The sequence below is a fragment of the Antarcticirhabdus aurantiaca genome (assembly GCF_009765365.1).
In the GTDB taxonomy this organism is placed as follows: domain Bacteria; phylum Pseudomonadota; class Alphaproteobacteria; order Rhizobiales; family Rhizobiaceae; genus Antarcticirhabdus; species Antarcticirhabdus aurantiaca.
In genome coordinates this window covers 1-21,890 of the sequence record NZ_VTOM01000019.1, presented here as the reverse complement: position 1 = coordinate 21,890, position 21,890 = coordinate 1, and the positions used below count along the sequence as shown (strand labels likewise).

Below are 21,890 nucleotides of genomic sequence, written 5' to 3'. Positions count from 1 at the left end.
ACTTCTTTCGCGGGCGACTGTCATTTGGGTGTTGCAATCCTCCGGGCTTTGGGCGATATAGCCGCCATCCGCGGCGCCGGTGGCGCCAGATGCGGGGAGCGGGCGGGTGTAGCTCAGGGGTAGAGCACAACCTTGCCAAGGTTGGGGTCGAGGGTTCGAATCCCTTCGCCCGCTCCAATTTTCTCTCAGTAACCGACGATCTAAATGCCTGCCGCAGCGGGCTTTTTGCGTTTGGCCGAGCGGTTGAAGTCGCGCGCGCTGTGGGCAGAGTTTGGCGGCTGGACGGGCCGTGGTTACAGCGGGGTTACACGCAGGTTCCAGGCGCCTGATATGGCGTCGCGATGTCGAGAGAGTTCAATCTTCGCTTGACATCTATGACCGGCAGACGAGGAAAACTGGCTGCTTTGCGCCTAGATTGGCAGTTTAGCGTGGCTGACCGTCCGTTCGAAAGCTGCCATTCTGTCATGCACGATCTTGCTCAGCTCGAAGACTATAGCGCGACGGACATTCGAGGCGTTGGCAGGCAGATCGAGCTTCCGGACATTTACGGTCTCGTCGAGATAGGGACAAAAGCGCGGATCTTTATCAACTAGGTGAAGCGTCAGCAGGCTCGGTGCGCATTGCGCTGACGTCGATCGTCGTGTGGGCAGCACCATCACATCTCGATCCAAAGATGTCGCATCACGATCGTATCGAGCCCGTTGGCGCGGGTATGACGGGACTTGAAGATGGCACGTCGCTGGGCTGGGTTGTGATCTTCGAGTTCCAGGCGGTCGTTGGAGCTCCAGAGCGGGGCGGCGTTCACCGCCAAGTCATCGATCCAAATGCCGAGCTCGCGCTGCCAATGTAAGATATCCTGGTCCTGGACATAGCCGATCATCGCTGCGAACGCATGATTGGCGCCATGGGCACCGCTCTTGAAGCGCTGGACCCCGCCCGTCGAACTAGTAGAACTGTACAGATACTCGCGCGAATCGCGTTTCCTGACGAACGGAGTGTGGTTCGGCGCGCAGCTTCGACGCCGATCGGCACGCTGACCTATTGCTCCGGTCTTTCGGAAGCCGAAGCCGACGCGGTGTTCGGAGCAGATCAGTCATGGTCGGCGCGACCGCAGGAGTCGCGAGGTACGAGCCTGCAGGCGATGCGATTGATGCCGGGCGGCACCGTTTCGCCGCGGCACAGGGCAAGGACCGCCTCGCCGGCGCGGCGCCCGATCGTCTTCAGCTCCATGTCGATCGAGGAGAGCGGCGGACGCGTCTGGCGGGCCACCACTTCCCAGTTGTCGAAGCCGATCACGGCGACATCGTCCGGCACGCGGATGCGCCGGTCGCGCAACGCGTCGATGACGCCGCGCGCGATCTCGTCGCTGCCACAGAAGAGCGCGCCGGGTTTCTCGCCATCGCCGGCGAACAGGATCTCCACCGCTTCGCGCCCCCATTCCTCCGTCCATTCGCCGAACATCACGCGCGCCTCGGGACTCACCAGCGCGCGATAGGCCTGGGCGCGGCGGTGCGCGACGACGTAGTTCTCTTCGCCGGTGACGTGGACGATCCGCCGGTGGCCGCAGGCGAGGAGGTGCCGCACCGCGAGTTCCGCCCCTTGCGCGTCGTCGGGCACGAAGGAGACGCGCTCGGGCGGTCCCTCCGAGAAGGCGTGGACGATCGGGATCGGCAGGTCGGCGAGCGCGGGCGGCGGCTCGAGGTCGAGCCGCGTCGCGGTGAAGATCAACCCGTCCACCTGCTTGTCGAGCAGCGCCTCGAGATGCAGGTGGGCGAGGCGCGGGTCGTTGTTGGTCGGGCACAGGAAGACCGAGACGCCCGCCTCCAGAAGGACCTCCGACACTCCCGCCGTCATCGGCAGGACGAGGCGGCCATAGGTGTCGTTGGTGATGATGCCGACCGTGTGGCTCCGCCCGCCCAGCAGGCTGCGCGCCGCCGCGTTCGGGCGGAAGCCGATCTCCTTGGCGATGCGGCGCACGCGCTCGCGCGTCTCGGCATTGATCCGGCCGGTGTCGTTCAGGGCGTTGGAAGCCGTCGAGATGCTGACGCCGGCCGCGGTGGCGACGTCGCGGATCGTGCGGCGGCGGTTCAGGTCAGGGCTCCGATTCATCTCCGCCCCACTTGCGAGCTAAAACCTTTTATCATAGCGTTCCCGCCTGTCGAAACCTTTTAGCAAGCAGAAGACGCCGCGGCAGAAGCCGATCGAGCGATCGGTTCCGCACGCCCGCCGCTCACCGCAGACACCCGAACCCGAGGGGAGTTCCGATGTTGAAGATCACAGGTGCCCTTGCCGCCGTCACGCTGCTCGCGACGACCGCCCTTGCCGGTGCGACGGAGGCGACGCTCTGGGTGCGCACCTCCTCGGCCGCGGTGCTGGAGGGCCTGGCGGAGCGCTACAACGCCGCGCGGCCCGACAAGGTCACCGTGACGGCCATCACCGCCGAGCAGATGGTCCCCAAGCTCGGCGCGGCGCTTGCCGGCGGCACGCCGCCCGACGGCGCCGTGCTCGACCTCATCTATCTCCCGACCTTCGCGGCCAACGAGGGGCTGGAGGACATCACCGACTTCGTGAAGAGCCGCCCCTATGCCGAGGCGATGAGCCCCTCGCACATCCGCCTCGCGACCTACGAGGACCGGATCTACGGCGTGCCCGCGCTGCCCGACGCCTCGATCATCGCCTACAACACCGACCTCTTCGAGAAGGCCGGCCTCGACCCCGCCAAGGCCCCGGCCTCGCTGAACGAGATCGCCGAGAGCGCCAAGAAGATCGCAGCCCTCGGAAACGAGACCTACGGCTTCTACTTCGTCGCCAATTCCGGGAGCTGGCTGATCTACGACTTCCTGCCCCATCTCTGGGCGGCGGATGCCGACATCCTGAGCGAGGACGGGCGCGAGGCGACCGTCGACACCCCCGCGATGCGCGAGACGATCGCCGCCTATCGCGACATGTGGAAGGCCGGCGCCATTCATCCGACCTCCCGCTCCGGCAACGGCAACAACGCGGTCGAGGCCTTCGCCTCGGGCAAGGTCGGCATCCTGATGACCGGCTCCTACATCGTGAACCTTCTCGACAGCAAGTATCCGGACGTGAAGTTCCAGGTCGCGCCGATCCCCGGGCCGACGGGCGGGGCCTCGAGCTTCGCAGGCGGCGACACGCTCGCCCTGATGGCGGGGGTGGACGAGGAGAAGAAGCGCGTCCTCCTCGACTTCGTCGACTTCTACATGGAGCCGGAAAACCAGGTCTACGCGACGAAGGAGTCGGGCATGCCCGCGCGCACCGACCTCGCGAAGGAGGCTTATGCGAGCTTCGATCCGCGCAACCTTGTCGCCTACGACGTCCTGGCCCAAGCGCACACGCCCTACACCTTCGCCTCGGACGAGCTCTTCGTCAGCCGCACCGGTCCCTTCGTGAACCTCATCCAAGGCGCGATCTTCGGCGAGGACGTCGACGGCGCGATCGCGACGGCGCAGGGCGAGTTCACCCGCATCCTGGAGCGCACGAACCCCTGAGACGCGGCGGGCGGTTCCCGCCGCCCGCTCCCCTGCCCCGCCGTTGCGCGAGTGCGACCATGACGATCACAGCCGAGCGGTCGATACGGCCCGAACGGGTCGCGAGAGGGGCGGACACCCAGGGCGAGCCTCAGGGCTGGCTCGGCCTCGCCTTCATCCTGCCGAGCCTCCTGTTCATCCTGCTCCTGTTCCTCATCCCCCTCGCCATGACGGTGTGGATGAGCTTCCATCACTGGCCGCTGCTCGGGCGCATCCGCTTCGCGGGCCTCGCCAACTATGCCGAGCTGATCGAGGACGTTCAGTTCTGGCGCGCGCTCGGCTTCACGGCGCTCTACACGGTGCTGGTCACCGCCGCGATCATGGCGGTGGCGCTGCCCCTCGCCCTTCTGGTCGACCGGCCGCTCCGGGCGGCCGGCTTCTTCCGCACCATCTACTTCATGCCCGTGGTGATCGGCTTCGGCGCGGCCTCGACGCTGTGGATGTGGCTGCTCAACCCCGACAGCGGCGTCTTCGCGCAGCTGCTGCGCGGCATCGGCCTCATCGATTCCGCCCCGCGCCCGCTGGAGAGTTTCTGGCCGGCGCTCGGCGTCATCATCCTGATGGTGGTCTGGAAGACCGCGGGCTTCACCATGGTGATCCTGCTGACCGGCCTCCAGAGCATCCCGGACGACCTGACCGAGGCGGCACGGATCGATGGCGCCGGTCCCTGGGCGCGCTTCCGGCGGATCACCCTGCCGCTCATGCGCAACTCGATCCTGCTCGCGCTGGTCCTCAACGTCACATCCTCGATGCTCGCCTTCGACCAGTTCTTCATCATCACGCAAGGAGGCCCGAGCAACTCGACCATCTCGGCGGTGTTCTCGATCTATCTCGCCTCCTTCTCCTCCTACCGGCTCGGCTACGGCGCGGCGATGTCCTTCGCGCTCCTCGTCGTCCTCGTCGCCATCTCCTCGATCCAGCTCACCTTCATGCGCCGGCGCCCGGAGGACGGATGACCCTCGCGAACGCCTCCAAGCCCATCCTGCGTCGCGACGAGGCCGGCGGCGAGACCGTGCGCTACGCGCTGTTCGTCCTCGTCGCCGGGCTCGTCGCCCTGTTCTTCCTGATGCCGATCGTCTGGTCGATCGCCAACTCCTTCAAGCCGGCGGCGGAGGCCCTCGCCGATCCGGTCTCGCTCGTCTCCTCGGCCTTCTCGCTGGAGAACTATCGCCGCCTCGAAGGCGTCGGCGCGGGATGGACGAGCTATGCTGCGAACTCGGTCGTCGTCGCGCTCGGGACCGTCGCCCTGACGGTGCTGGTCGCGGTGCCCGCCGGCTACGGCTTCTCCAAGTTCCGATTTCCCGGCCAGACGCTGCTCTTCGTCCTCGTCATGGCGACGATGATGATCCCCTTCCAGTCGATCCTCACCCCGCTCTTCCTCATCCTGAAGTGGCTGCGGCTCCAGAATTCGCTGTTCGGCCTCGTCCTGATCTACGTCACCTTCCAGCTGCCCTTCTCGATCTTCATGATGCGCAACGCCTTCGACGCGGTGCCGCGCGCGCTCATCGAAGCCGCGCGCATCGACGGCGCCTCGCAGTGGACGATCCTCAGGCGCATCATGCTGCCGATCGCCCTGCCGGGCGTCGCGACGGTGGCGATGTTCGCCTTCCTCAACTCCTGGAACGAGTTCCTGGCGGCGCTGATCTTCCTGTCCGACCAGAACAAGTTCACGCTGCCGATCATGCTGGTGAACGTGTCCTCCGGCATCTACGGCATCATCGACTGGGGTGCGCTGCAGGCCGGCATCACCGTGACCATGGTGCCCTGCATCGTCCTCTTCCTGTCTCTGCAACGCTACTACGTGCGCGGCCTCACCGCCGGCGCCGTGAAGTGATTCGCGCCCGCGCGCGCCGAGGAGCCGTCATGTCCAGCCTTCCCCGATCCGCCCTCGCCGGCGGCGAGCGCTCCTCCGCGCGCTTCGTGCCCGCCGATCCCGCCAAGGTCGCCTTCACCGGCGGCTTCTGGGAAAGCTGGACGCGGACGGCGCGCGAGGTGACGGTGCCGACCCAGTACAAGAGGCTGCAAGAGGAGGGCTTTCTCGAAGTCCTCGACTTCGACAAGCCGCCGGCCCCGCTGGTCCGGCCGATCCAGCCGAGCGGCCTGTCGATGCAGCACTTCTTCGATTCCGACTTCGGCAAGTGGATCGAGGCGGCGAGCTACGCCCTGAAGTCCCATCCCGACGCGGAGATCGAGGCCAAGATCGACGGCATCGTCGAGAAGCTCGCCTCCGGCCAGATGGCGGACGGCTACCTCAACAGCTGGTTCATCCGCCGCGAGCCGGAGAAGCGCTGGACCAACCTGCGCGACCTCCACGAGATGTACTCGATGGGCCACCTCCTGGAAGGCGCGGTCGCCTACTTCGAGGCGACGGGCAAGCGCCGCTTCCTCGACGTGATGATCCGCGCCGTCGACCACATCATCGACACCTTCGGGACGGAGCCCGGCAAGCTGCGGGGCTATGACGCCCACGAGGAGATCGAGATCGCGCTCGTGAAGCTCTGGCGCGTCACCGGCGATCCCCGCCACCTGAAGCTCGCGGCCTATTTCGTCGACGAGCGCGGGCGCATGCCCTCCTACTACGACGAGGAGGCGCGTCGGCGCGGCGAGGACCCCGCGGCCTACGTTTATCAGACCTACGCCTACAGCCAGGCCCACCAGCCGGTGCGCGAGCAGACCCGCGTTGAGGGCCACGCGGTCCGCGCCATGTACCTGTTCTCCGCCATGGCCGACCTCGCCTGCGAGACGAACGACCCGACGCTGAAGGAGGCGTGCGATCGCCTCTTCGACAATCTCGTCGGCCGCCAGCTCTACGTGACCGGGGGCCTCGGCCCTTCCGCGTCCAACGAGGGCTTCACGCGCGAGTTCGACCTGCCCAACGAGACCGCCTATGCCGAGACCTGCGCGGCGGTGGCGCTCGGCTTCTGGACGCACCGCATGGCGCAGATCGACCTCGACGCGCGCTTCACCGACCGGCTGGAGACCCTCCTCTACAACGGCGCGCTGTCGGGCATTTCGCGCGACGGCGAGCATTACTTCTACGAAAACGTCCTCGAGAGCCACGGCCAGCACCGCCGCTGGACCTGGCACTACTGCCCCTGCTGCCCGACCAACATCGCCCGCCTCCTCACCTCGCTCGGCCAGTACGTCTACACGGCCAAGGACGACGAGCTCGCCGTCCACCTCTACGCCGAGAGCAGCGCCGAGCTCGACGTCGGCGCTCGCTTCGTGCGCCTGCGCCAGGAAACGCGCTACCCTTGGGACGGCGACATCCGCCTGCGGCTGACCCTGGCGGAGGCGTCCCGCTTCGCGATCTCGCTGCGCATTCCCGGCTGGTGCCGGGAGGCACGGCTCTCGGTCAACGGCGAGGCGGTCGACCTCGCTGCCGCGACCGCCAAGGGTTATGCCCGGATCGAGCGAAGCTGGGCGAACGGCGACGAGATCCGGCTCCACCTCGCCATGCCCGTCGACCGGCTCTACGCCCATCCCGCCGCTGGGGAGGACGCCGGCCGCGTCGCGCTGCGCCGCGGACCGGTGGTCTACTGCGTCGAGGAGACGGACGTCGGAACCGAGCCGCAGCGCCTTCGGCTGTCCGCCGGCGCACCGGTCGAGCCGCGCTTCGACGCCGACCTTCTCGGCGGCGCGGTGGTGCTGGAAGGCGAGGCCTTGGAGGCCGCCGCGTCGGGCTGGGGCCTCGACCTCTACCGAACGTCGCGCCCGGCCCTCACCCCCAGGCCCTTCCGGGCGATCCCCTATCACCTCTGGGCGAACCGGGAGCCCGGCGCCATGCAGGTCTGGCTGTTGGAGGCGTGAATGGCGCGGCTTGAGCTGAAACGGGTCATCAAGTCCTACGGCAACTACGAGGCGGTGCGGGGCGTCGACCTCGACATCGCCGACAACGAGTTCGTGGTCTTCGTCGGGCCGTCCGGCTGCGGCAAGTCGACGACGCTCCGGATGATCGCGGGACTGGAGCACATCTCGGGCGGCGAGATCGCCATCGACGGGCGGGTGGTGAACCGCCTCCAGCCGGGCGAGCGCGACATCGCCATGGTGTTCCAGAACTACGCCCTCTACCCGCACATGTCTGTCGCGGAGAACATGTCCTTCTGCCTGGAGCAGCAGAGGATGCCGCGGGCGGAGATCGAGGCGCGCGTGCGCCGGGCCGCCGAAACGCTCCACATCGGCGCGCTTCTCGACCGCCGGCCGGGCCAGCTCTCCGGCGGCCAGCGGCAACGCGTCGCCATGGGCCGCGCCATCGTCCGCAACCCCAAGGTCTTCCTGTTCGACGAGCCCTTGTCGAACCTCGACGCCAAGCTGCGCGTCCAGATGCGCACGGAGATCAAGCGGCTGCACCAGCTGATCCCGACCACCACCGTCTACGTCACCCACGACCAGATCGAGGCCATGACCATGGCCGACCGCGTCGTCGTGATGAATGCCGGCCTCATCGAGCAGGCCGGGCCGCCGCAGGAACTCTACCACCACCCGGCCAGCCGCTTCGTCGCCGGCTTCATCGGATCGCCCTCGATGAACTTCCTCGACGCGCGGCTGGAAATCAGCGGCGACGACCTCGTCCTCGTTCTCGCCGACGGGCTAGTCCTCCGCGTGCCCGAAGCAAAATGGGCTCGCTACCGACCCCATGCCGACGAGCCGGTCGTCTTCGGCATCCGCCCGGAGGCGATGTCGGGTACGGGCGGGCGGGCGGGCGCCGTTGCGCTGGAGGTGACGGTGGATCTCGTCGAGCCGCTCGGCGCCGCGACAATGATCTATTTCGACCTCGCGGGCGCGACGCTCTGCGCCTCGATCGAACCCGAGCACGCGCCGGCCGCCGGCAGCTCCATGACGCTTCACCTCGACATGAACCGAATGCACCTCTTCGATGCCGCGAGCGGCCGGGCACTCTGAAACGATCCCCGCCAAGGCTTGAGCAAGCTGCCTTCTGGCCCGTCCCGTTCGGTGGCCCGGCTCGAATCTCATGCCTCGTGGGCTTGTCGGCGACGGGCGAGGCAGCCGGCGAAGCGGGTTGCGCCGGCGCAGCCAGCCACGGCACCGCGGCCGGTGCCGGCAGGCGATAGACCAGGCTCGGATGCGCTCGGTGTTCTGGTAGCCGCGCCGGCTCTCGATGACGATGCGTGCTTCCACGAGCCGCCTGGGCCTCAGGAACAGGTGTCGCGTCGGGTGAAAGAAATCACGCGATCCTTCGGCCTGATACTCGTCAGCAATCTACAGTAGCATCGAGGCACATCCGCAAATGGCTTGATCATATGATATTATCAAATCCTGCAATGATCAGGTTTCCGTGGTAATTTTCGATGCAACGGCGATATGCGATAACTATTCGGCCGCGAATGTAAGCGCGACTGCCTTCACATCGCTGCGGCAAGCACCTAAGATCGCGCAGTCGTCGAAGTGTTTTCGTGCTCGGCTCTGCCGTGAATGGTGATGGATCAGTCGATTTATAGCGAAATTCCTCCCGTTGTTCGGGCGATCCAATTTCTGCATCGAGTCGAGAACATGCGGGACGCCGAGAACCTCAGCGCGTCGCGGAAGACGCCGCTCGAATTCCGTGCCGCTCGGCCCGGCGTCGTCGACCTCTGCATCGACGGGCGCGACTTGGGGAACATGCACATCTGGACGACGCGGTCCTCGAACGGCTTCGTCACAACCCCCTGGATCGACCGCGCCGTGGTCTCGGTCCGCTTCGTCATGAACGGCCACCTCACGCGTCGCAACGCGGACGGCATGGTTCTGGCCCATCCGGGCGTCGGCATCCTCCAGACCTTCACGCCCGAGCGGGAGGAGGAAGTGTCGAGCGGCTTCGAAGCCATCGCCACCACCATCGAGCGCCCGATGCTGGCGAGACATTTCCAGGCGTTGGAAGGCGGAGAGCCCGGCTGCCTGCCCGATTTCGCGCCCGTGGCGGACCTCGCCATCCCCGGTGTTCGCGCCTTCATGCGCTCGCTGATGATCGCCCATCGGCGAGCCCTCGCGCCGGCCGGCGGAGAGGAGGAGGGCGACGCCTTGGGCCTGCTGCGCGAGGTCATGCTGTATCAGCTTCTCGGTGCCTGGCCGCGCCAGCCCCACCGGGAGCCCGACAAGCAGCCGCTTCCGCCTTCGCGCCGCCTTCGCACGGCGCTCGACTTCATCGACGCCCATATCGGCGGACGCCTGCGCCTCGCCGACATCGCGGCCGCCGCAGGCTTGAGCGTGCGCTCCCTGCAGACCCTGTTCCGAAAGGAGCTGGGCAAGACGGTCGTCCAGACCATCACCGAGCACCGGCTGGACAAGGCTCACCAGGACCTCATGACGGATGTCGATCCGAGCATCCAGATCAGCCAGATCGCCTATCGCTGGGGCTTTCTGCATCTCAGCGACTTCAGCCGCCGCTATCGCGAGCGCTTCGGGCACCTCCCGTCCGAGACCAAGCGAAGCCGGCGCCTTCACTGAGCGGGTCGCGCTCGTCGCTGCCAGTCCCCGCCATTGTGCAGTGCAGCTATGCGCGTGGCGCTCTACCGCAGCGCAAAATCACGTGCCATATCATGGTCACCATCCGCGGCGGGCTTCTCCTCCCAAGCGCCTCCCGCGGATCGCCCGGCGGCATCCTCCTCCCAGCCAAAGGGCATATTTCAGCGCCTGCCGGTCCTCCCCCGGCAGGCGTTTTTGTTTGTGATCGCGAAGCGCGCGCGGCGCATGCCGGCCGGGTCGTCACGAGCCGGGTCGATGCGTGGGAGAGGATCGGGACAGCGGCAGGCGTCGGCGGCAGGGAGCGACCGGCCGCGAAAGGGACGGGAAGGCCCGTCCGGCGAACCGCACGAAACCTTCCCATTCCGGCGCGAACGTGGGATTTGCCTGCCTACGGCTCGCGGGACGAGCGCTATGGGAGAACGCTTGCCCCTGGCTGGAGGCAGCGCGCGACGGCGCCCGGGTGCCGCCCGATCAGTTGCGACCGCCCAGCGCCTTCAGGAGGCCGGACATGTGCTCGCGCACCTCCCGGTCCTCGATCCGGCCGAGCGCCGAGCCGAGGATCTCATCGGCCTCGGAGAAGGCGTTCCCGTCCGCCTGCGTCACCGAACGCCGCGACAGGCCGCTGAAAAAATCGCCGACATCGACGTCCAGGAGCTGGGCGAGCCGATAAAGCGTGGCGGCGCTGATCCGGTTCTCGCCCGTCTCGTACTTGCGGACCTGCTGATAGGTCGTCTTGATCTCGCGTCCGACCGCCGACATGGAGAGGCCGCGCTTCTCACGGAGCTCTTGCAGGCGGGCGCCCAGTTGGACGTCCAGTGGATCTTTGGCCATGCTGTGATGCCCATCTTGCTTTGGAGAGCCGCCCCGCATCGCGTAAACTAGAGGCAAATTCGATCGAACTCTACTTGGAATTGCTTGGATGAGAAGTTTCCGCAACTTCACCGCCGTTTGACCCGTCGGGCGTGGGTTTGGGGCGTGCCGCTCGGCGCGGTCGCCGGTTGAAACGATGCGGGCCGCGCAAGGTGGAGGCGTGAAGGCCCGCGCCCGAAGCCGTGGAATGGGAAAAGGGCGCGAGAAAGGCCGCGCGCCTGCTCAACCGCTCATGCGCTCGAAGGCGTCGGCGCGGTCGAGATCGATGGCCGCACCCCGAACCCCGCGCTCCCTCGCCGCCGGGCCGCGCCGTTCGGCTGCGGGGCGGCTCGCCGCGAAGTCGGCCGCACGTGCCTGGAGCCTGCGCACCTCGCCGGACGGCCCGGCATCCGCCTGGGAGCGGGGGCCGGCGCCGGAGACCGCACTGAAGCTCTCGGTCGCCTCAAGCTTGAAGAAGGCGGCGCGCTCGTTGAGGGAGACGGCCTCGCCCGACAGCGCCTCGGCAGTGGCCGTCATCTCGTTGGCAGCCCCGGCGTTCGCCTGCGTCACCTGGTCGAGCTGGACCACGGCCTGGTTGATCTGCTCGATGCCGATCGACTGCTCGCGGCAGGCCGCCGAGATCTCCGAGATCAGCTCCGCCGTGCGCTGGATCGCGGGAAGCAGTGCGGTCATCTTCTGGCCGGCGCCCGAGGCGACGTCCAGGGTGCCGGTCGACAGCTCGCCGATCTCGGTGGCGGCCGCCTGCGCCCGCTCCGCCAGCCTGCGCACCTCCGAGGCGACGACGGCGAAGCCCTTGCCGTGCGAGCCCGCTCGCGCCGCCTCGATGGCGGCGTTGAGGGCCAGGAGGTCGGTCTGGCGGGCGATCTCCTGAACGAGCCGCACCTTGTCGGCGACCTCGCCCATGGCCTGGACGGCCTTGGCGGTGGCGCCCGCCACGTCCTCGGCGAGATCGCGCGCCGTGCGGGCGGTGGTCTCGGCCTGCGTCGCGTTGTCGGCGTTCTGCCGCACGTTCGCGGTCATCTCCTCCACCGCCGCCGAGGTTTCCTCCGAGGCCGCCGCCTGCTCCGTCGAGCCCGAGGAGAGCTGCTCGGCCGTCGTCGCCGATTGGCGCGAGTTGGACGCGACCTGGGCGGCCGAGGCGATGACGTTCGTCATGGTGGCGTTCAGCGTCACCCGCATCTGGGAGAGATCGGTGAGGAGGGTGCCGATTTCGTCGTGACGGCCATGGACGATCGTCCGGGCCAGGTCGCCCTGGGAAATCCGCGCGACGTTCTCGCCGAGCTGACGCAGCCCCTTGTTGATCGAGCGCGACAGAGCGAAGGCGAGAAGGGCGCCGAGGCCAAGCCCCGCGAGGACGAGGGCGACGAGCGTGCCGCGCGCGGCGGTGTAAACGTCGTCCGAGCGGCGGACCGAAACCTCGGCCGCCGCCGCGACGCCCTCTCGGATCCGGCCGAGAGTTTCGGCCACGGCGAAGGCTGCGGGCTTCAGCTCCTTGTTGAGGTAGTCGAGGGCCCGCCGCGTCTCGCCCGTTACGGACGCGTCCGTCGATGCGGGATCGGCCTTTCCTCCGCGCACCAGGGCCTCGTCGGCGACCGTCCGGAAGGCGGCCGCCGCCCGCGCCATCTCCGCGACCTGCGCCTCGACGTCCGCGCTGACCGACGCCCGAAGCGCCGTCAGGTTGTCGTCGACGGCGGTCCAGGCCGCGTCGTACTGCTGGTGAAGGACCGGACGCAGGGACGGATCGGCCGCGTAGGTCATCCAAAGGATGCGGCGGACCTCCTCGATGCGGGTGCTGATGTCGGACACGGCCCGCACCTGCTCGAAGGGCTGAGCGACGAACTGCACCAGTTGCCCGTTGACCGTCGAGGCCGCATGGAGCCCGAGAGCGCCGCCGGCCGCCGACATGGCCAAAACGATCGCGAACGACGCACCGATCCTGGCTTTGATTGAGAACTTCACGCCGTCGTCCCTGTATTTCACCCGGCCCCACGCATGCCGAGCGACTAGAAAATTTCGATTCGGGGCCTAACAGAAGAAAATGACTCCGACATTAAGAGGTACATAAGAACGCGCAAAAGGCATTCTCTTCACAGTAGGCCTGGAGATCAATTGACAGGCACCATCGATCGCAATCTATACTTCAGCTATTTGATCTGCGGATCAACCTTGAAGGGAGACCCGGGATCGGAAGGGTCGGGTGCGGTACGGCCGGGGAAGGTTCGCGCAAGGAAGATCGGGGCAAGACACGAGTTCCATGCAGGCGAACCCTCGCCCCACCTCTTCGGCGGTGCTGGCCGCGGGTCTCGCGATCGAGAGGTGCCCGGCGATGGCGACGCGGTCACGACAGGACGAGGCCTCGGGCACCCGCTCGCGCGCGACGCGCTCGCGCCGTCGCGCCGCGCAGGTCGGTTCGCTCGTTCTTCTCGCTCTTCTGGCCGGCTGCGCGGGCCGCGGCGCGATCGACCGGTTCTCGGCCGTGCGCGAAGTGTCCCCGCGCCAGGCCTTCGTGATGCCCTCGGCCGGCGGCCCGGCCATTGTCGGCGTCCTGGAGCGCACCTACAGCAACGGCGTCGAGCAGGACATCGTCCTGGCGGGCGGGGGCGCGGTCGCCGCGCAGAACGTCCTGAAGGTCCAGTTCATCGGCCCCGTGGATACGGCGACGTCGGGGCGGAGCGCCCTTTCCGAGCGCCCGCTCGCCACGACCGACATCGCCCGCGAGCTGCGCGCCGAGTTCCCCGGCATCGCCATGCAGCGCTCGCCCTACTACGTCCAGAACCGCTACGGCCCCTTCGGCTACGCCGTCGGCCGCACGGGCGGAACGACCTGCCTCTACGCCTGGCAGCGGATGACCGGCTCGGTCGACACCACGCTTCTCCTGCGCCCGCGGGCCATCATCAACATGCGTCTTCGCCGCTGCGATGCGGGTGTGAGCGAGGCTCAGCTCCTCGCGACCATGTACGGGCTCGGCGTGAATTCCTTCATCGACCACTTCTCCTGGGTTCCCTACGACGCGCCGCCCCCGCCGCCGCCCACCCTGGGCGCGAGCGCGGCGCCGATCTATCCCGTCGCCGGCGCGGCCGCGACCGTTCTCGCGGAGCCGGCACCCGCCGCGGCCCCTGCCGCCGCCGCTCCCGCGCCGCGCCGTCTGGCGCGCCGCGCGGCACCGAGACCCGCTCCGGTCGCCGCGCCCGCGCAGCCGCCCCTGCCGGCGCCGATCGGGCTGCCGGTTCCACCACCGCCGGGCACCGCCGCGTCCGCCCCGACCACGTCCGCGCCGCTCGCCGCGCCGGCCGCAGCCGCTTCGCCCGCGTCCTCCGTTCCGGTTCCACCGCCGCCTTCCGTGCCGGGCCCGGCCGCACCAGTGCCGGCCGTCTCGGCACCCGCGCCGCAAGCGACCGCCCCCCTGGCGCAGCCCGTGGTGGTGCCACCCGCCATCTGCGCGAACGGCGCCTTGAGAACCGCGGCCGGCTGCTGATCCGCAAGCAGGCGTAAACCATCCGGCAAGCTTAACGTCACCTCGCCGACCCGTCCGGCTATGATCCCGCCTGAATGCCACTAACTTGCCGCGGGAAGGGAGGATCGCGTCGAAGGAGCGGAGTGGGAAAGCGGGAACGGACGACATGCTGAGACTTGGTCTGACGGTTCTCTGGATCGTCGCGTCGATCGTGGCGATCGCGGTGATCACCCTACCGGTCAGCCTGCAGGCGCAGCTCTTCGCCGTCCTGTTCGTGCTCGGCGTCATGGTCGTCTTGAAGGTGTTCGACCTCGGCGGCGTGTGGCGACTCGTGGCGCTGGCGCTCGGCACCTCGATCGTCCTGCGCTACGTCTACTGGCGCACCACCTCGACGCTGCCGCCGGTCAACCAGCTCGAGAACTTCATCCCCGGCTTCCTCCTCTACCTCGCCGAGATGTACAGCGTCTTCATGCTGGCGCTCAGCCTCTTCGTGGTGGCGGCGCCCGTTCCCCCGCGCCCGAGCCGCGGCCTGCCGGCCGACCTTCGCCCGCCCACCGTCGACGTCTTCATCCCGTCCTATAACGAGCCCCCGAAGCTCCTCGCCAACACCATCGCCTCGGCGCTGGCGATGAACTATCCGGCCGACCGCTTCACCGTCTGGCTGCTCGACGACGGCAGCACCGACCAGAAGCGGACCTCGGAGGACGCGGCCGCCGCGATGGTCGCGGAAGCGCGGCACGCCGAGCTGAAGCGGCTCTGCGAGGACATGGGGGCGCGCTACCTGACGCGCGCGCGCAACGAGCACGCCAAGGCCGGCAACCTCAACAACGGCATGCTGCACTCGACGGGCGAGCTCATCGCCGTCTTCGACGCCGACCACGCCCCCGCCCACGACTTCCTGGCCGAAACGGTCGGCTATTTCGAGGACGATCCGCGCCTGTTCCTGGTGCAGACGCCGCACTTCTTCCTCAATCCCGACCCGCTGGAGCGCAACCTGCGCACCTTCGAGACGATGCCGTCCGAGAACGAGATGTTCTACGGCATCATCCAGCGCGGCCTCGACAAGTGGAACGCGTCCTTCTTCTGCGGCTCGGCCGCGCTCCTGCGCCGCGAAGCGCTGAACGAGACGAGCGGCTTTTCCGGCATCTCGATCACCGAGGACTGCGAGACCGCCATCGAGCTGCATTCGCGCGGCTGGAACAGCCTCTACGTCGACAAGCCGCTGATCGCCGGCCTCCAGCCCGCGACCTTCGCGAGCTTCATCGGCCAGCGCTCGCGCTGGGCGCAGGGCATGATGCAGATCCTGTTCCTGCGCGTGCCGCTCCTCAAGCGCGGCCTCTCCCTGCCCCAGCGCCTCTGCTACATGTCCTCCACGCTGTTCTGGCTGTTTCCCTTCCCGCGGCTGATGTTCCTGATCGCGCCGCTCTTCTACCTGTTCTTCGGCCTGCAGATCTTCACGGCGTCGAGCGGCGAGTTCGTGGCCTACACGCTCACCTACATGGCCGTGAACCTCATGATGCAGAACTACATGTACGGCGCCTATCGCTGGCCCTGGATCTCCGAGCTTTACGAATACGTCCAGAGCGTCCACCTCCTGCCGGCGGTGGTGTCGACGATCCTTCATCCGAAGAAGCCGACCTTCAACGTGACGGCCAAGGACGAGTCGATCGTGATCAGCCGCATCTCCGAGATCGGCCTGCCCTTCTACCTGATCTTCGCCGTGCTGCTCGCCGGCGTCGGGGCGACCGTCTGGCGGGTGATCTACGAGCCCTACCGGGCCGACCTGACCCTCGTGGTCGGCGCCTGGAACGTCCTCAACCTCCTGATCGCCGGCTGCGCGCTGGGCGTCGTCTCGGAGCGGGGAACGCCGAGCGCCAGCCGGCGCGTGTCCGTGCGCCGCCGCTGCGACGTGGTGATCGGCGACACGGTGCTCACCGGCACGATCGAGGACGTGTCGGTGTCGGGCGCGCGCATCCGCGTCGCCGGCGCGCTGCCCTTCGAAACCGAGCGCGACGGGCCGGCGCTCCTGCGCCTGCGGACCTTCCGCAACCAGGAGGAGGACACGATCCCGCTGCGCATCCGGCGCATCGAGCGCGGCACGGCCGACGTCGTCCTCGGCTGCGCCTACGTCACCGAGACGGCCCGCCACCACCGGGTGATCGCCGACCTCATCTTCGCCAATTCCGGCCAATGGGACGCGATCCAGAAGAGCCGGCGCCGCAATCCCGGCCTGCTGCGCGGCTCGGCCTGGTTCTTCGCGATCTGCATCTACCAGACCTTCCGCGGGCTGGCCTATCTGACCAAGGGCCGAAGCGGGCGTCCGGCACCCGCTTCGGCGCCGGCACAGGCACCGGCGGGAGGCCGCTGATGCGCGCGCGCCTTCGGTTCTCCCTCCTGCCGCTGCTTCTCGCGCTCGGCTGGGCCGCGCCCGCCGCCGCCCAGCCGGCGCAGAGCGCCCCCTTCGACATGAGCCCCGAGCGCCCCGCCGCCACCGCGCCCGAGCGGCAGGCGCCGGCCACCACGACCCCGCCGGCGGCTCCTCCCCCGGTCGCGCCGGCACCGGTAACGCCGCCCGCACCGTCGCGGCCAAGCACCGAGCCCGCCCCCATGCCGGCCGTGCCGGCCGCGCCGCCCGCGGAGCAGCCCCCTGCCCCCACTCCCGACGCCGCGCCGGCCGATGCGGTGACCGTGGCCGAAGCCGAGGCCACCGGCCCGTGGCGGCGGCATCTCCTGGCGACCTCCACCCTGTCCCTGTCGGGCGAGATCGACCGCCGCCGCTGGTCGGTCTACCTGACGCGCGAGGAGGCAGAAGCCGCCGCGACGCTGAGGCTCGGCTACCAGAACACGATCCTCGCCGCGCCCGAATCCTCGCGCCTCAGCATCTTCGTCAACGACACGCCGCTGATCGAGGAGGCCGTCGCCTCCTCCGATGCGGTCCGCGACCTGTCGGTCCCGGTTCCCGCCGGGCTGCTGCGGCCGGGCTTCAACACGGTGACGGTGGAGAGCAGCCTGCGCCACCGCACGGACTGCACCATCGCCTCGACCTTCGACCTCTGGACCGAGATCGACGGGGCCCGCACGTTCCTGGAATTCGACGGCGCGCCGGAGCGCTTCGCCGCGCGCCGGCTGGAGGACATCCGGGCGACGGGCGTCGACGCGAACGGGCGCACGAGCCTGCGCATCCTCGTGCCGGAGGGCGACCTGTCGGATGCCTCGGGCCCGGTGCTGCGCCTCGCGGAAGGGCTGGCGCTGATCCTCGGCATGCCGAACCTGTCGGTGGAGATCCTGCAGGGCGCCCTTCCCGAGCCCGCGCCCGGCCACCTCGACGTCGTCGCCGGCCCGACCGAGGCCCTGGCCCCGGTGCTCGGCGCCCTGGCCGGCCCGGCTCCTCCGGGCGCATCGCCGAGCTTCGTGTCCCGGCCCGGCGGCGGCGCTCTGCTCGTCGTTTCCGGTTCGAACTGGGACGAGGTTCTGGCCGGAGCCGAGCGGATCGTCGCCTTCAGCGACCGGCCCGACCTGCAGCCGCGCCAGAGCGTGTCCAGCCCGGCGCTGCGCGCGCCCGACGCCCCGATGATCCGCGAGGGCGGCGTTGTCACCCTCGCCGAACTCGGCGTTCCGTCGCAGGAGTTCGCCGGCCGGCGCTTCCAGACCCAGTTCTCGCTGGCCGTGCCCGCCGACTTCTTCGCCGAAGCCTACGGCGAAGCCGTTCTGCGGCTCGACGTGGCCTATAGCGGCGAGATCCTGCCGGGCAGCCAGATCACCGTCACGGTCAACGGCAACATCGCCACGACCCTGCCGATCGGCGGCGTCGGGGGCGGCGGCGTCCTCGAGGCCTTCCCGCTCAAGGTGACGATGCGCCACCTGCGCCCCGGCGCGAACGCGATCGGCATCGAGGCGGGCCTCCTCACCCGCGCCGACGAAGTCTGCCTGCCCGGCGCGACGAGCGGGACCACCGGCCGCTTCGCCCTGTTCGACAGCTCGCGCCTCGAAATCCCGACCTTCGCGCGCATCGCCCGCGTGCCGAACCTCGCCGCCATGCAGGGCACCGGCTTTCCCTACGCCTTCGGCGGCCCGGTCTCGGTGATCGCCGGGGACGACGCCGCGGCCCTCGCCAACGCGGCCGAGATCCTGGCGCGCCTGTCCTTCGCCGCCGGCCGCGCCGTTCCCGTCGACACCAGCGGCTCGCTCGCCACCGCCGCCGCGGGCAACGCCCTCTTCGTCGGCACGCCGCGCCAGATTCCCGCCGGCGTCTTCGCCCAGATCAACGTGGACCCGGCCGGCACCGCGCTCTGGGGCGGCGGCGCGCCGGCGGCCGAGCAGACCACCAGCCTCACCCTGGAGCGCTGGCGCGAGCAGTTCGGCGCCGAGGAGGGCTGGCGCTCGGCGCTGGAGCGCCTCGGCGACTGGATGCGCGTGACCTTCGGCGTCGAAGAGGAGGGCCTGCGCCTCGTGCCGGGCCGCGACCCGCCCTTCGTGCCCGGCGCCGAGGCGACGCTTCTCGTCGGCCAGGGCCCGGGACCGGCGCCGGGCAGCGTTTGGACGGTGGTCTCGGCCCCGACCGAGGAGGCACTGGACGCGGGCACCGCCGCGCTCGTGCGCGAGGAGGCGTGGACGCGCCTGTCGGGCCGCGTGACGACGCTCGATGCCACGGGCGCGGTCGCCTCCGTGCCCGTCGGCGCGGCGGAGTTCCTGCCGACGCAGCCCTTGTCCCTCGCCAACATGCGCCTGATCCTCGCCAACTGGCTGTCGGAGAACGTCCTGTCCTACGCCACGCTGCTGGTTGTCGTCGCGCTGCTGCTCGGGCTCGCCACGACGGCCTTCGTCCAGTTCCTGGGGCGGCGTCGATGAGGGCGGCAGCGGCGGCGAAGCGGCTCCTGACGACCCTCGGCCTCGCCGCGTTCCTGGCGGCGGCCCCGGCCGCGGCGGCCCCCTTCGTCGAGCCGGAGGCGTGGGACGCCTGGCGCGCGAGCTTCCTCGACGCGTCCGGCCGCGTCGTCGATACCGGCAACAACGGGATCAGCCACAGCGAGGGCCAGAGCTACGGCCTGCTTCTCGCGGTTCTGGCCGAGGACCGGGAAACCTTCGAGCGGATCTGGAGCTTCACCCGGACCGAGCTTCTCCTGCGCGACGACGGGCTCGCCGCCTGGCGCTGGTCGCCGAGCGAGGAGCCGCGCGTCACGGACATGAACGACGCCGCCGACGGCGACATCCTGATCGCCTACGCGCTGGGCCGGGCCGGCAAGGCCTGGGACCGGCCGGACCTGACGCAGGCCGGCGCGGCGATGGCCGAGGCGATCGGCTCGCACCTCCTCTTCACCCAGGAAGGGCGCACGCTCTTGCGCCCGGCGGCGGCGGGCTACGACCGCGGCGATCGGCCGGACGGGCCGGTGGTGAACCTGTCCTACTGGGTCTTCGAGGCCTTTCCGGTCCTGGCCGAACTCGCGCCCGGCCACGACTGGGCGGGCGCCGAGGCGGGCGGGCGGGCGCTCCTGGCAAGCGTGCTCGCCGAGGGGAGCCTTCCGCCGGAATGGCTCTCCGTCGCGCGCCGTCCGCGGCCCGCGGAGGGCTTCCCGGCCGAGTTCGGCTACAACGCCCTGCGCGTGCCGCTCTATCTCCTGCGCGCGGCCCCCGGCGACGAGGCGGAGCGGGCGCGGCTCGCCGCGCTCGCGGCGGCGATGACCGATCCGGACACCGGCGCGGTGCGGCTCGTCGACCTGGCATCCGGGGCGACAAAGGAGCGGCTGACCGATCCCGGCTACCGCATCCTTCCCGCGGCGGTCGCCTGCGCTGAAAGCGGCACACCGCTTCCGGACGATCTCAAGCGCTACGCCTCAACACTTTATTATCCATCCACCCTGCATCTGTTGACGCTCGCCCATCTCAAGGAAGAGCATCCGAGATGTCTGCGCTGACGAGGACAACGATGATCGGACTGGCGGCCGGACTTGCGGTCGCCCTTCAGGGATCCGCGTCCGCAGCGCCCGCCGCACCCACGCATTGGGACGCCACGAGCGAGCCGGCGGCGCTGGTGGTGGCCGCGAACGTCGAACCCTTCTCCGCCACCCTTGCCCAGGCGCCGGCACCGGCGCCGACGACGCCCCGGTCCGGCGCGGCCGTCCCTGCCACGCCTGCCGCGCCGCAGGCGGAGGCGCCGGAAAGCCAGCCCGTCGCGCGCCCGCCCGCCGTCGACGAGACGGCGCTGCGCTACTTCGCGCGCCAGGGCGACACACGTCGCCTCGAAGCCGAGATCGCCCGCCTCAAGGCGCTTTATCCCGACTGGCAGCCGCCGGAGAACCCGCTGGAGATCGAAGACGCCGGCGATCCCGAGCTCGACCGGATCTGGGAGCTCTACTCGCAAGGCCGCTACGCCGAGGTGCGCGCGGCGATCGCGGCCCGACAGGCGAGCGAGCCCGGCTGGCAGCCGCCGGCCGACCTCCTCGACCGTCTCGCCGTCGCCGAAGCGCGGGTGCAGCTCGTCAACGCCTCGAACCTCCAGCAGTGGCAGGCGGTGATCCGCGTCGCTTCCGCGACGCCCAGCCTCCTCACCTGCTCGGAGGTCGATGTCCTTTGGCGCGTCGCCCGCGCCTTCATCGAGACGGGCCGCCCGGACCGCGGGCGCGACGCCTATCTCTACGTCCTCACCCAGTGCGACAACGACGCCGAGCGGCTCGCCACCATGCAGATGGCGACGCAGCGCCTGCCGCGCCCCGAGCTCGATCCGCTTCTAGCCACCGAGCGCAAAGGCCCCGACGGCGTCGGCGAGTTCGCCTCGATCCGCGCCGACCTCGCCCGCGCGAGCCTGGCCGAAGCCGCCGACGACGCGGCCGTGGTCGTCGCCGCCGCCGACCTCGACACCGTGACGCGTCTCGCCGACGCCGAGGGGCGCGCCTCGGACAACGAGCTCCTCGGCTGGTACGCCCTGCGGCGCGCCGATTACCCGCAGGCGCTCGCCCGCTTCGAGCGCGCCCGCGCGGCGCAGGACTCCTCGACCGTTTCGCAGGGCTATGCCCTGGCCCTGATCCAGCTCGCCCGCTTCGCCGAGGCCGAGAGCGCCATGGTGCCCTGGCGCGAGGCCTCGGACGGCGCGCGCGCCGTTTATCTCGCCGCCGTCGCCAACCTTCTGGCCGCGCCGGGCGGCGCGGCGATCGACCAGGCGGTGCTCGCCCGCGCGGTGGACGCGGCCGCCCAAGCGCGCGACGCGGCGACGGCCCAGCAGATCGGCTGGTACGCCTTCAGCCTCAACCAGTTTCCCACCGCCGCGCAATGGTTCGCGACGGCGCTCGCCTGGAAGGCCGACGACGAGCCCGCGGCCTTCGGCCTCGCGCTCGCGCGCCAGCGGCTCGGCGACGCGGGCGGGCTCGCCGCCCTTCAGCGCGAATGGTCGGCCCGCTCGCCGCGCATCGCCGCCATCGGCCGCGAGGACGGCGAGGGCATCGCCGCCGACGCGTCCGGCGCCGGCATCGCGCAGGCCGAGGCGCCGCGCGCCCGGCAGGTCGCCGCGACCGAGACGCCGGCCCGCCCGCGCGCCGCCCTGCGCGAGCGCCCGGCCGCCGCAC

At 69.6% G+C, this 21,890-nt stretch carries 15 protein-coding genes and 1 tRNA gene; 12 read left to right on the top strand and 4 right to left on the bottom strand.

The genetic code is table 11. The features are described from left to right. Positions 1-102 precede the first annotated feature (102 nt). Positions 103-177: transfer RNA gene (locus tag FZN60_RS20395), tRNA-Gly, on the top strand. A 478-nt stretch (positions 178-655) separates the two neighbouring features. On the opposite strand, the gene FZN60_RS20390 is transcribed toward FZN60_RS20395, so the two are convergent. Further along, positions 656-880 carry a hypothetical protein gene (locus FZN60_RS20390; protein ID WP_199266608.1) on the bottom strand — a complete coding sequence of 75 codons (225 nt, stop codon included), beginning with the start codon at positions 878-880 and terminating at the stop codon, positions 656-658. Positions 881-1,089: 209 nt separating this feature from the next. Continuing rightward, the gene (locus tag FZN60_RS20385) at positions 1,090-2,109 is read right to left on the bottom strand and encodes a LacI family DNA-binding transcriptional regulator (protein ID WP_158875359.1); all 1,020 of its coding nucleotides are present in this window, start codon (positions 2,107-2,109) and stop codon (positions 1,090-1,092) included. A 155-nt stretch (positions 2,110-2,264) separates the two neighbouring features. Here FZN60_RS20385 and FZN60_RS20380 point away from each other — a divergent pair, with 155 nt between their 5' ends. The 6 genes from FZN60_RS20380 to FZN60_RS20355 all read left to right on the top strand — a co-directional run bounded on the left by FZN60_RS20380 (position 2,265) and on the right by FZN60_RS20355 (position 9,992). After that, positions 2,265-3,509: an ABC transporter substrate-binding protein gene (locus FZN60_RS20380; protein ID WP_158875358.1), complete on the top strand. Its 1,245-nt coding sequence runs from the start codon at positions 2,265-2,267 to the stop codon at positions 3,507-3,509. Between the two features lie 59 nt (positions 3,510-3,568). Then, positions 3,569-4,504 carry a carbohydrate ABC transporter permease gene (locus FZN60_RS20375; RefSeq protein ID WP_158875357.1) on the top strand — a complete coding sequence of 312 codons (936 nt, stop codon included), beginning with the start codon at positions 3,569-3,571 and terminating at the stop codon, positions 4,502-4,504. Beyond that, the gene (locus FZN60_RS20370) at positions 4,501-5,382 is read left to right on the top strand and encodes a carbohydrate ABC transporter permease (protein ID WP_158875356.1); all 882 of its coding nucleotides are present in this window, start codon (positions 4,501-4,503) and stop codon (positions 5,380-5,382) included. The genes FZN60_RS20375 and FZN60_RS20370 overlap by 4 nt, the downstream gene beginning before the upstream one ends. 29 nt (positions 5,383-5,411) lie before the next feature. After that, positions 5,412-7,358, top strand: coding sequence for a glycoside hydrolase family 127 protein (locus FZN60_RS20365; RefSeq protein WP_158875355.1), 1,947 nt, complete (start codon positions 5,412-5,414; stop codon positions 7,356-7,358). Continuing rightward, complete coding sequence (locus FZN60_RS20360) at positions 7,359-8,450, top strand: ABC transporter ATP-binding protein (RefSeq protein ID WP_158875354.1); 1,092 nt, start codon at positions 7,359-7,361, stop codon at positions 8,448-8,450. 609 nt (positions 8,451-9,059) lie between these two features. Next, on the top strand, positions 9,060-9,992 hold the full coding sequence (locus FZN60_RS20355) for a helix-turn-helix transcriptional regulator (RefSeq protein WP_158875353.1): 933 nt from the start codon (positions 9,060-9,062) through the stop codon (positions 9,990-9,992). A 489-nt stretch (positions 9,993-10,481) separates the two neighbouring features. On the opposite strand, the gene FZN60_RS20350 is transcribed toward FZN60_RS20355, so the two are convergent. Both FZN60_RS20350 and FZN60_RS20345 read right to left on the bottom strand, forming a co-directional pair. Continuing rightward, positions 10,482-10,841: a helix-turn-helix domain-containing protein gene (locus tag FZN60_RS20350; protein ID WP_158875352.1), complete on the bottom strand. Its 360-nt coding sequence runs from the start codon at positions 10,839-10,841 to the stop codon at positions 10,482-10,484. A 261-nt stretch (positions 10,842-11,102) separates the two neighbouring features. Then, entirely contained in the window at positions 11,103-12,839 is a 1,737-nt protein-coding gene (locus FZN60_RS20345) for a methyl-accepting chemotaxis protein (RefSeq protein ID WP_246727019.1), read from the bottom strand. A 367-nt stretch (positions 12,840-13,206) separates the two neighbouring features. Between FZN60_RS20345 and bcsN the strand changes: the two genes are divergently transcribed. The 5 genes from bcsN to FZN60_RS20320 all read left to right on the top strand — a co-directional run. After that, positions 13,207-14,355 (top strand): cellulose biosynthesis protein BcsN, encoded by a 1,149-nt coding sequence (bcsN, locus tag FZN60_RS20340; RefSeq protein ID WP_158875351.1) that lies wholly within the window; start codon positions 13,207-13,209, stop codon positions 14,353-14,355. A 145-nt stretch (positions 14,356-14,500) separates the two neighbouring features. Beyond that, positions 14,501-16,702, top strand: a complete 2,202-nt coding sequence (gene bcsA / locus FZN60_RS20335) for a UDP-forming cellulose synthase catalytic subunit (protein ID WP_158875350.1) — start codon at positions 14,501-14,503, stop codon at positions 16,700-16,702. Then, positions 16,702-19,182, top strand: a complete 2,481-nt coding sequence (locus FZN60_RS20330; protein WP_158875349.1) for a cellulose biosynthesis cyclic di-GMP-binding regulatory protein BcsB — start codon at positions 16,702-16,704, stop codon at positions 19,180-19,182. Before bcsA ends, FZN60_RS20330 begins: the two co-directional genes overlap by 1 nt. Further along, positions 19,179-20,246: a family 8 glycosyl hydrolase gene (locus FZN60_RS20325; RefSeq protein ID WP_158875348.1), complete on the top strand. Its 1,068-nt coding sequence runs from the start codon at positions 19,179-19,181 to the stop codon at positions 20,244-20,246. Before FZN60_RS20330 ends, FZN60_RS20325 begins: the two co-directional genes overlap by 4 nt. Positions 20,247-20,257: 11 nt before the next feature. Then, a partial coding sequence (locus tag FZN60_RS20320; protein WP_158875347.1) for a cellulose synthase occupies positions 20,258-21,890 on the top strand: 1,633 nt, incomplete at its 3' end.

Coding starts and splice junctions, on each gene's coding strand:
- FZN60_RS20390 (WP_199266608.1), bottom strand. CDS start 880: ATGATCGGCTATGTCCAGGACCAGGATATCTTACATTGGCAGCGCGAG.
- FZN60_RS20385 (WP_158875359.1), bottom strand. CDS start 2,109: ATGAATCGGAGCCCTGACCTGAACCGCCGCCGCACGATCCGCGACGTC.
- FZN60_RS20380 (WP_158875358.1), top strand. CDS start 2,265: ATGTTGAAGATCACAGGTGCCCTTGCCGCCGTCACGCTGCTCGCGACG.
- FZN60_RS20375 (WP_158875357.1), top strand. CDS start 3,569: ATGACGATCACAGCCGAGCGGTCGATACGGCCCGAACGGGTCGCGAGA.
- FZN60_RS20370 (WP_158875356.1), top strand. CDS start 4,501: ATGACCCTCGCGAACGCCTCCAAGCCCATCCTGCGTCGCGACGAGGCC.
- FZN60_RS20365 (WP_158875355.1), top strand. CDS start 5,412: ATGTCCAGCCTTCCCCGATCCGCCCTCGCCGGCGGCGAGCGCTCCTCC.
- FZN60_RS20360 (WP_158875354.1), top strand. CDS start 7,359: ATGGCGCGGCTTGAGCTGAAACGGGTCATCAAGTCCTACGGCAACTAC.
- FZN60_RS20355 (WP_158875353.1), top strand. CDS start 9,060: ATGCGGGACGCCGAGAACCTCAGCGCGTCGCGGAAGACGCCGCTCGAA.
- FZN60_RS20350 (WP_158875352.1), bottom strand. CDS start 10,841: ATGGCCAAAGATCCACTGGACGTCCAACTGGGCGCCCGCCTGCAAGAG.
- bcsN (WP_158875351.1), top strand. CDS start 13,207: ATGGCGACGCGGTCACGACAGGACGAGGCCTCGGGCACCCGCTCGCGC.
- bcsA (WP_158875350.1), top strand. CDS start 14,501: ATGCTGAGACTTGGTCTGACGGTTCTCTGGATCGTCGCGTCGATCGTG.
- FZN60_RS20330 (WP_158875349.1), top strand. CDS start 16,702: ATGCGCGCGCGCCTTCGGTTCTCCCTCCTGCCGCTGCTTCTCGCGCTC.
- FZN60_RS20325 (WP_158875348.1), top strand. CDS start 19,179: ATGAGGGCGGCAGCGGCGGCGAAGCGGCTCCTGACGACCCTCGGCCTC.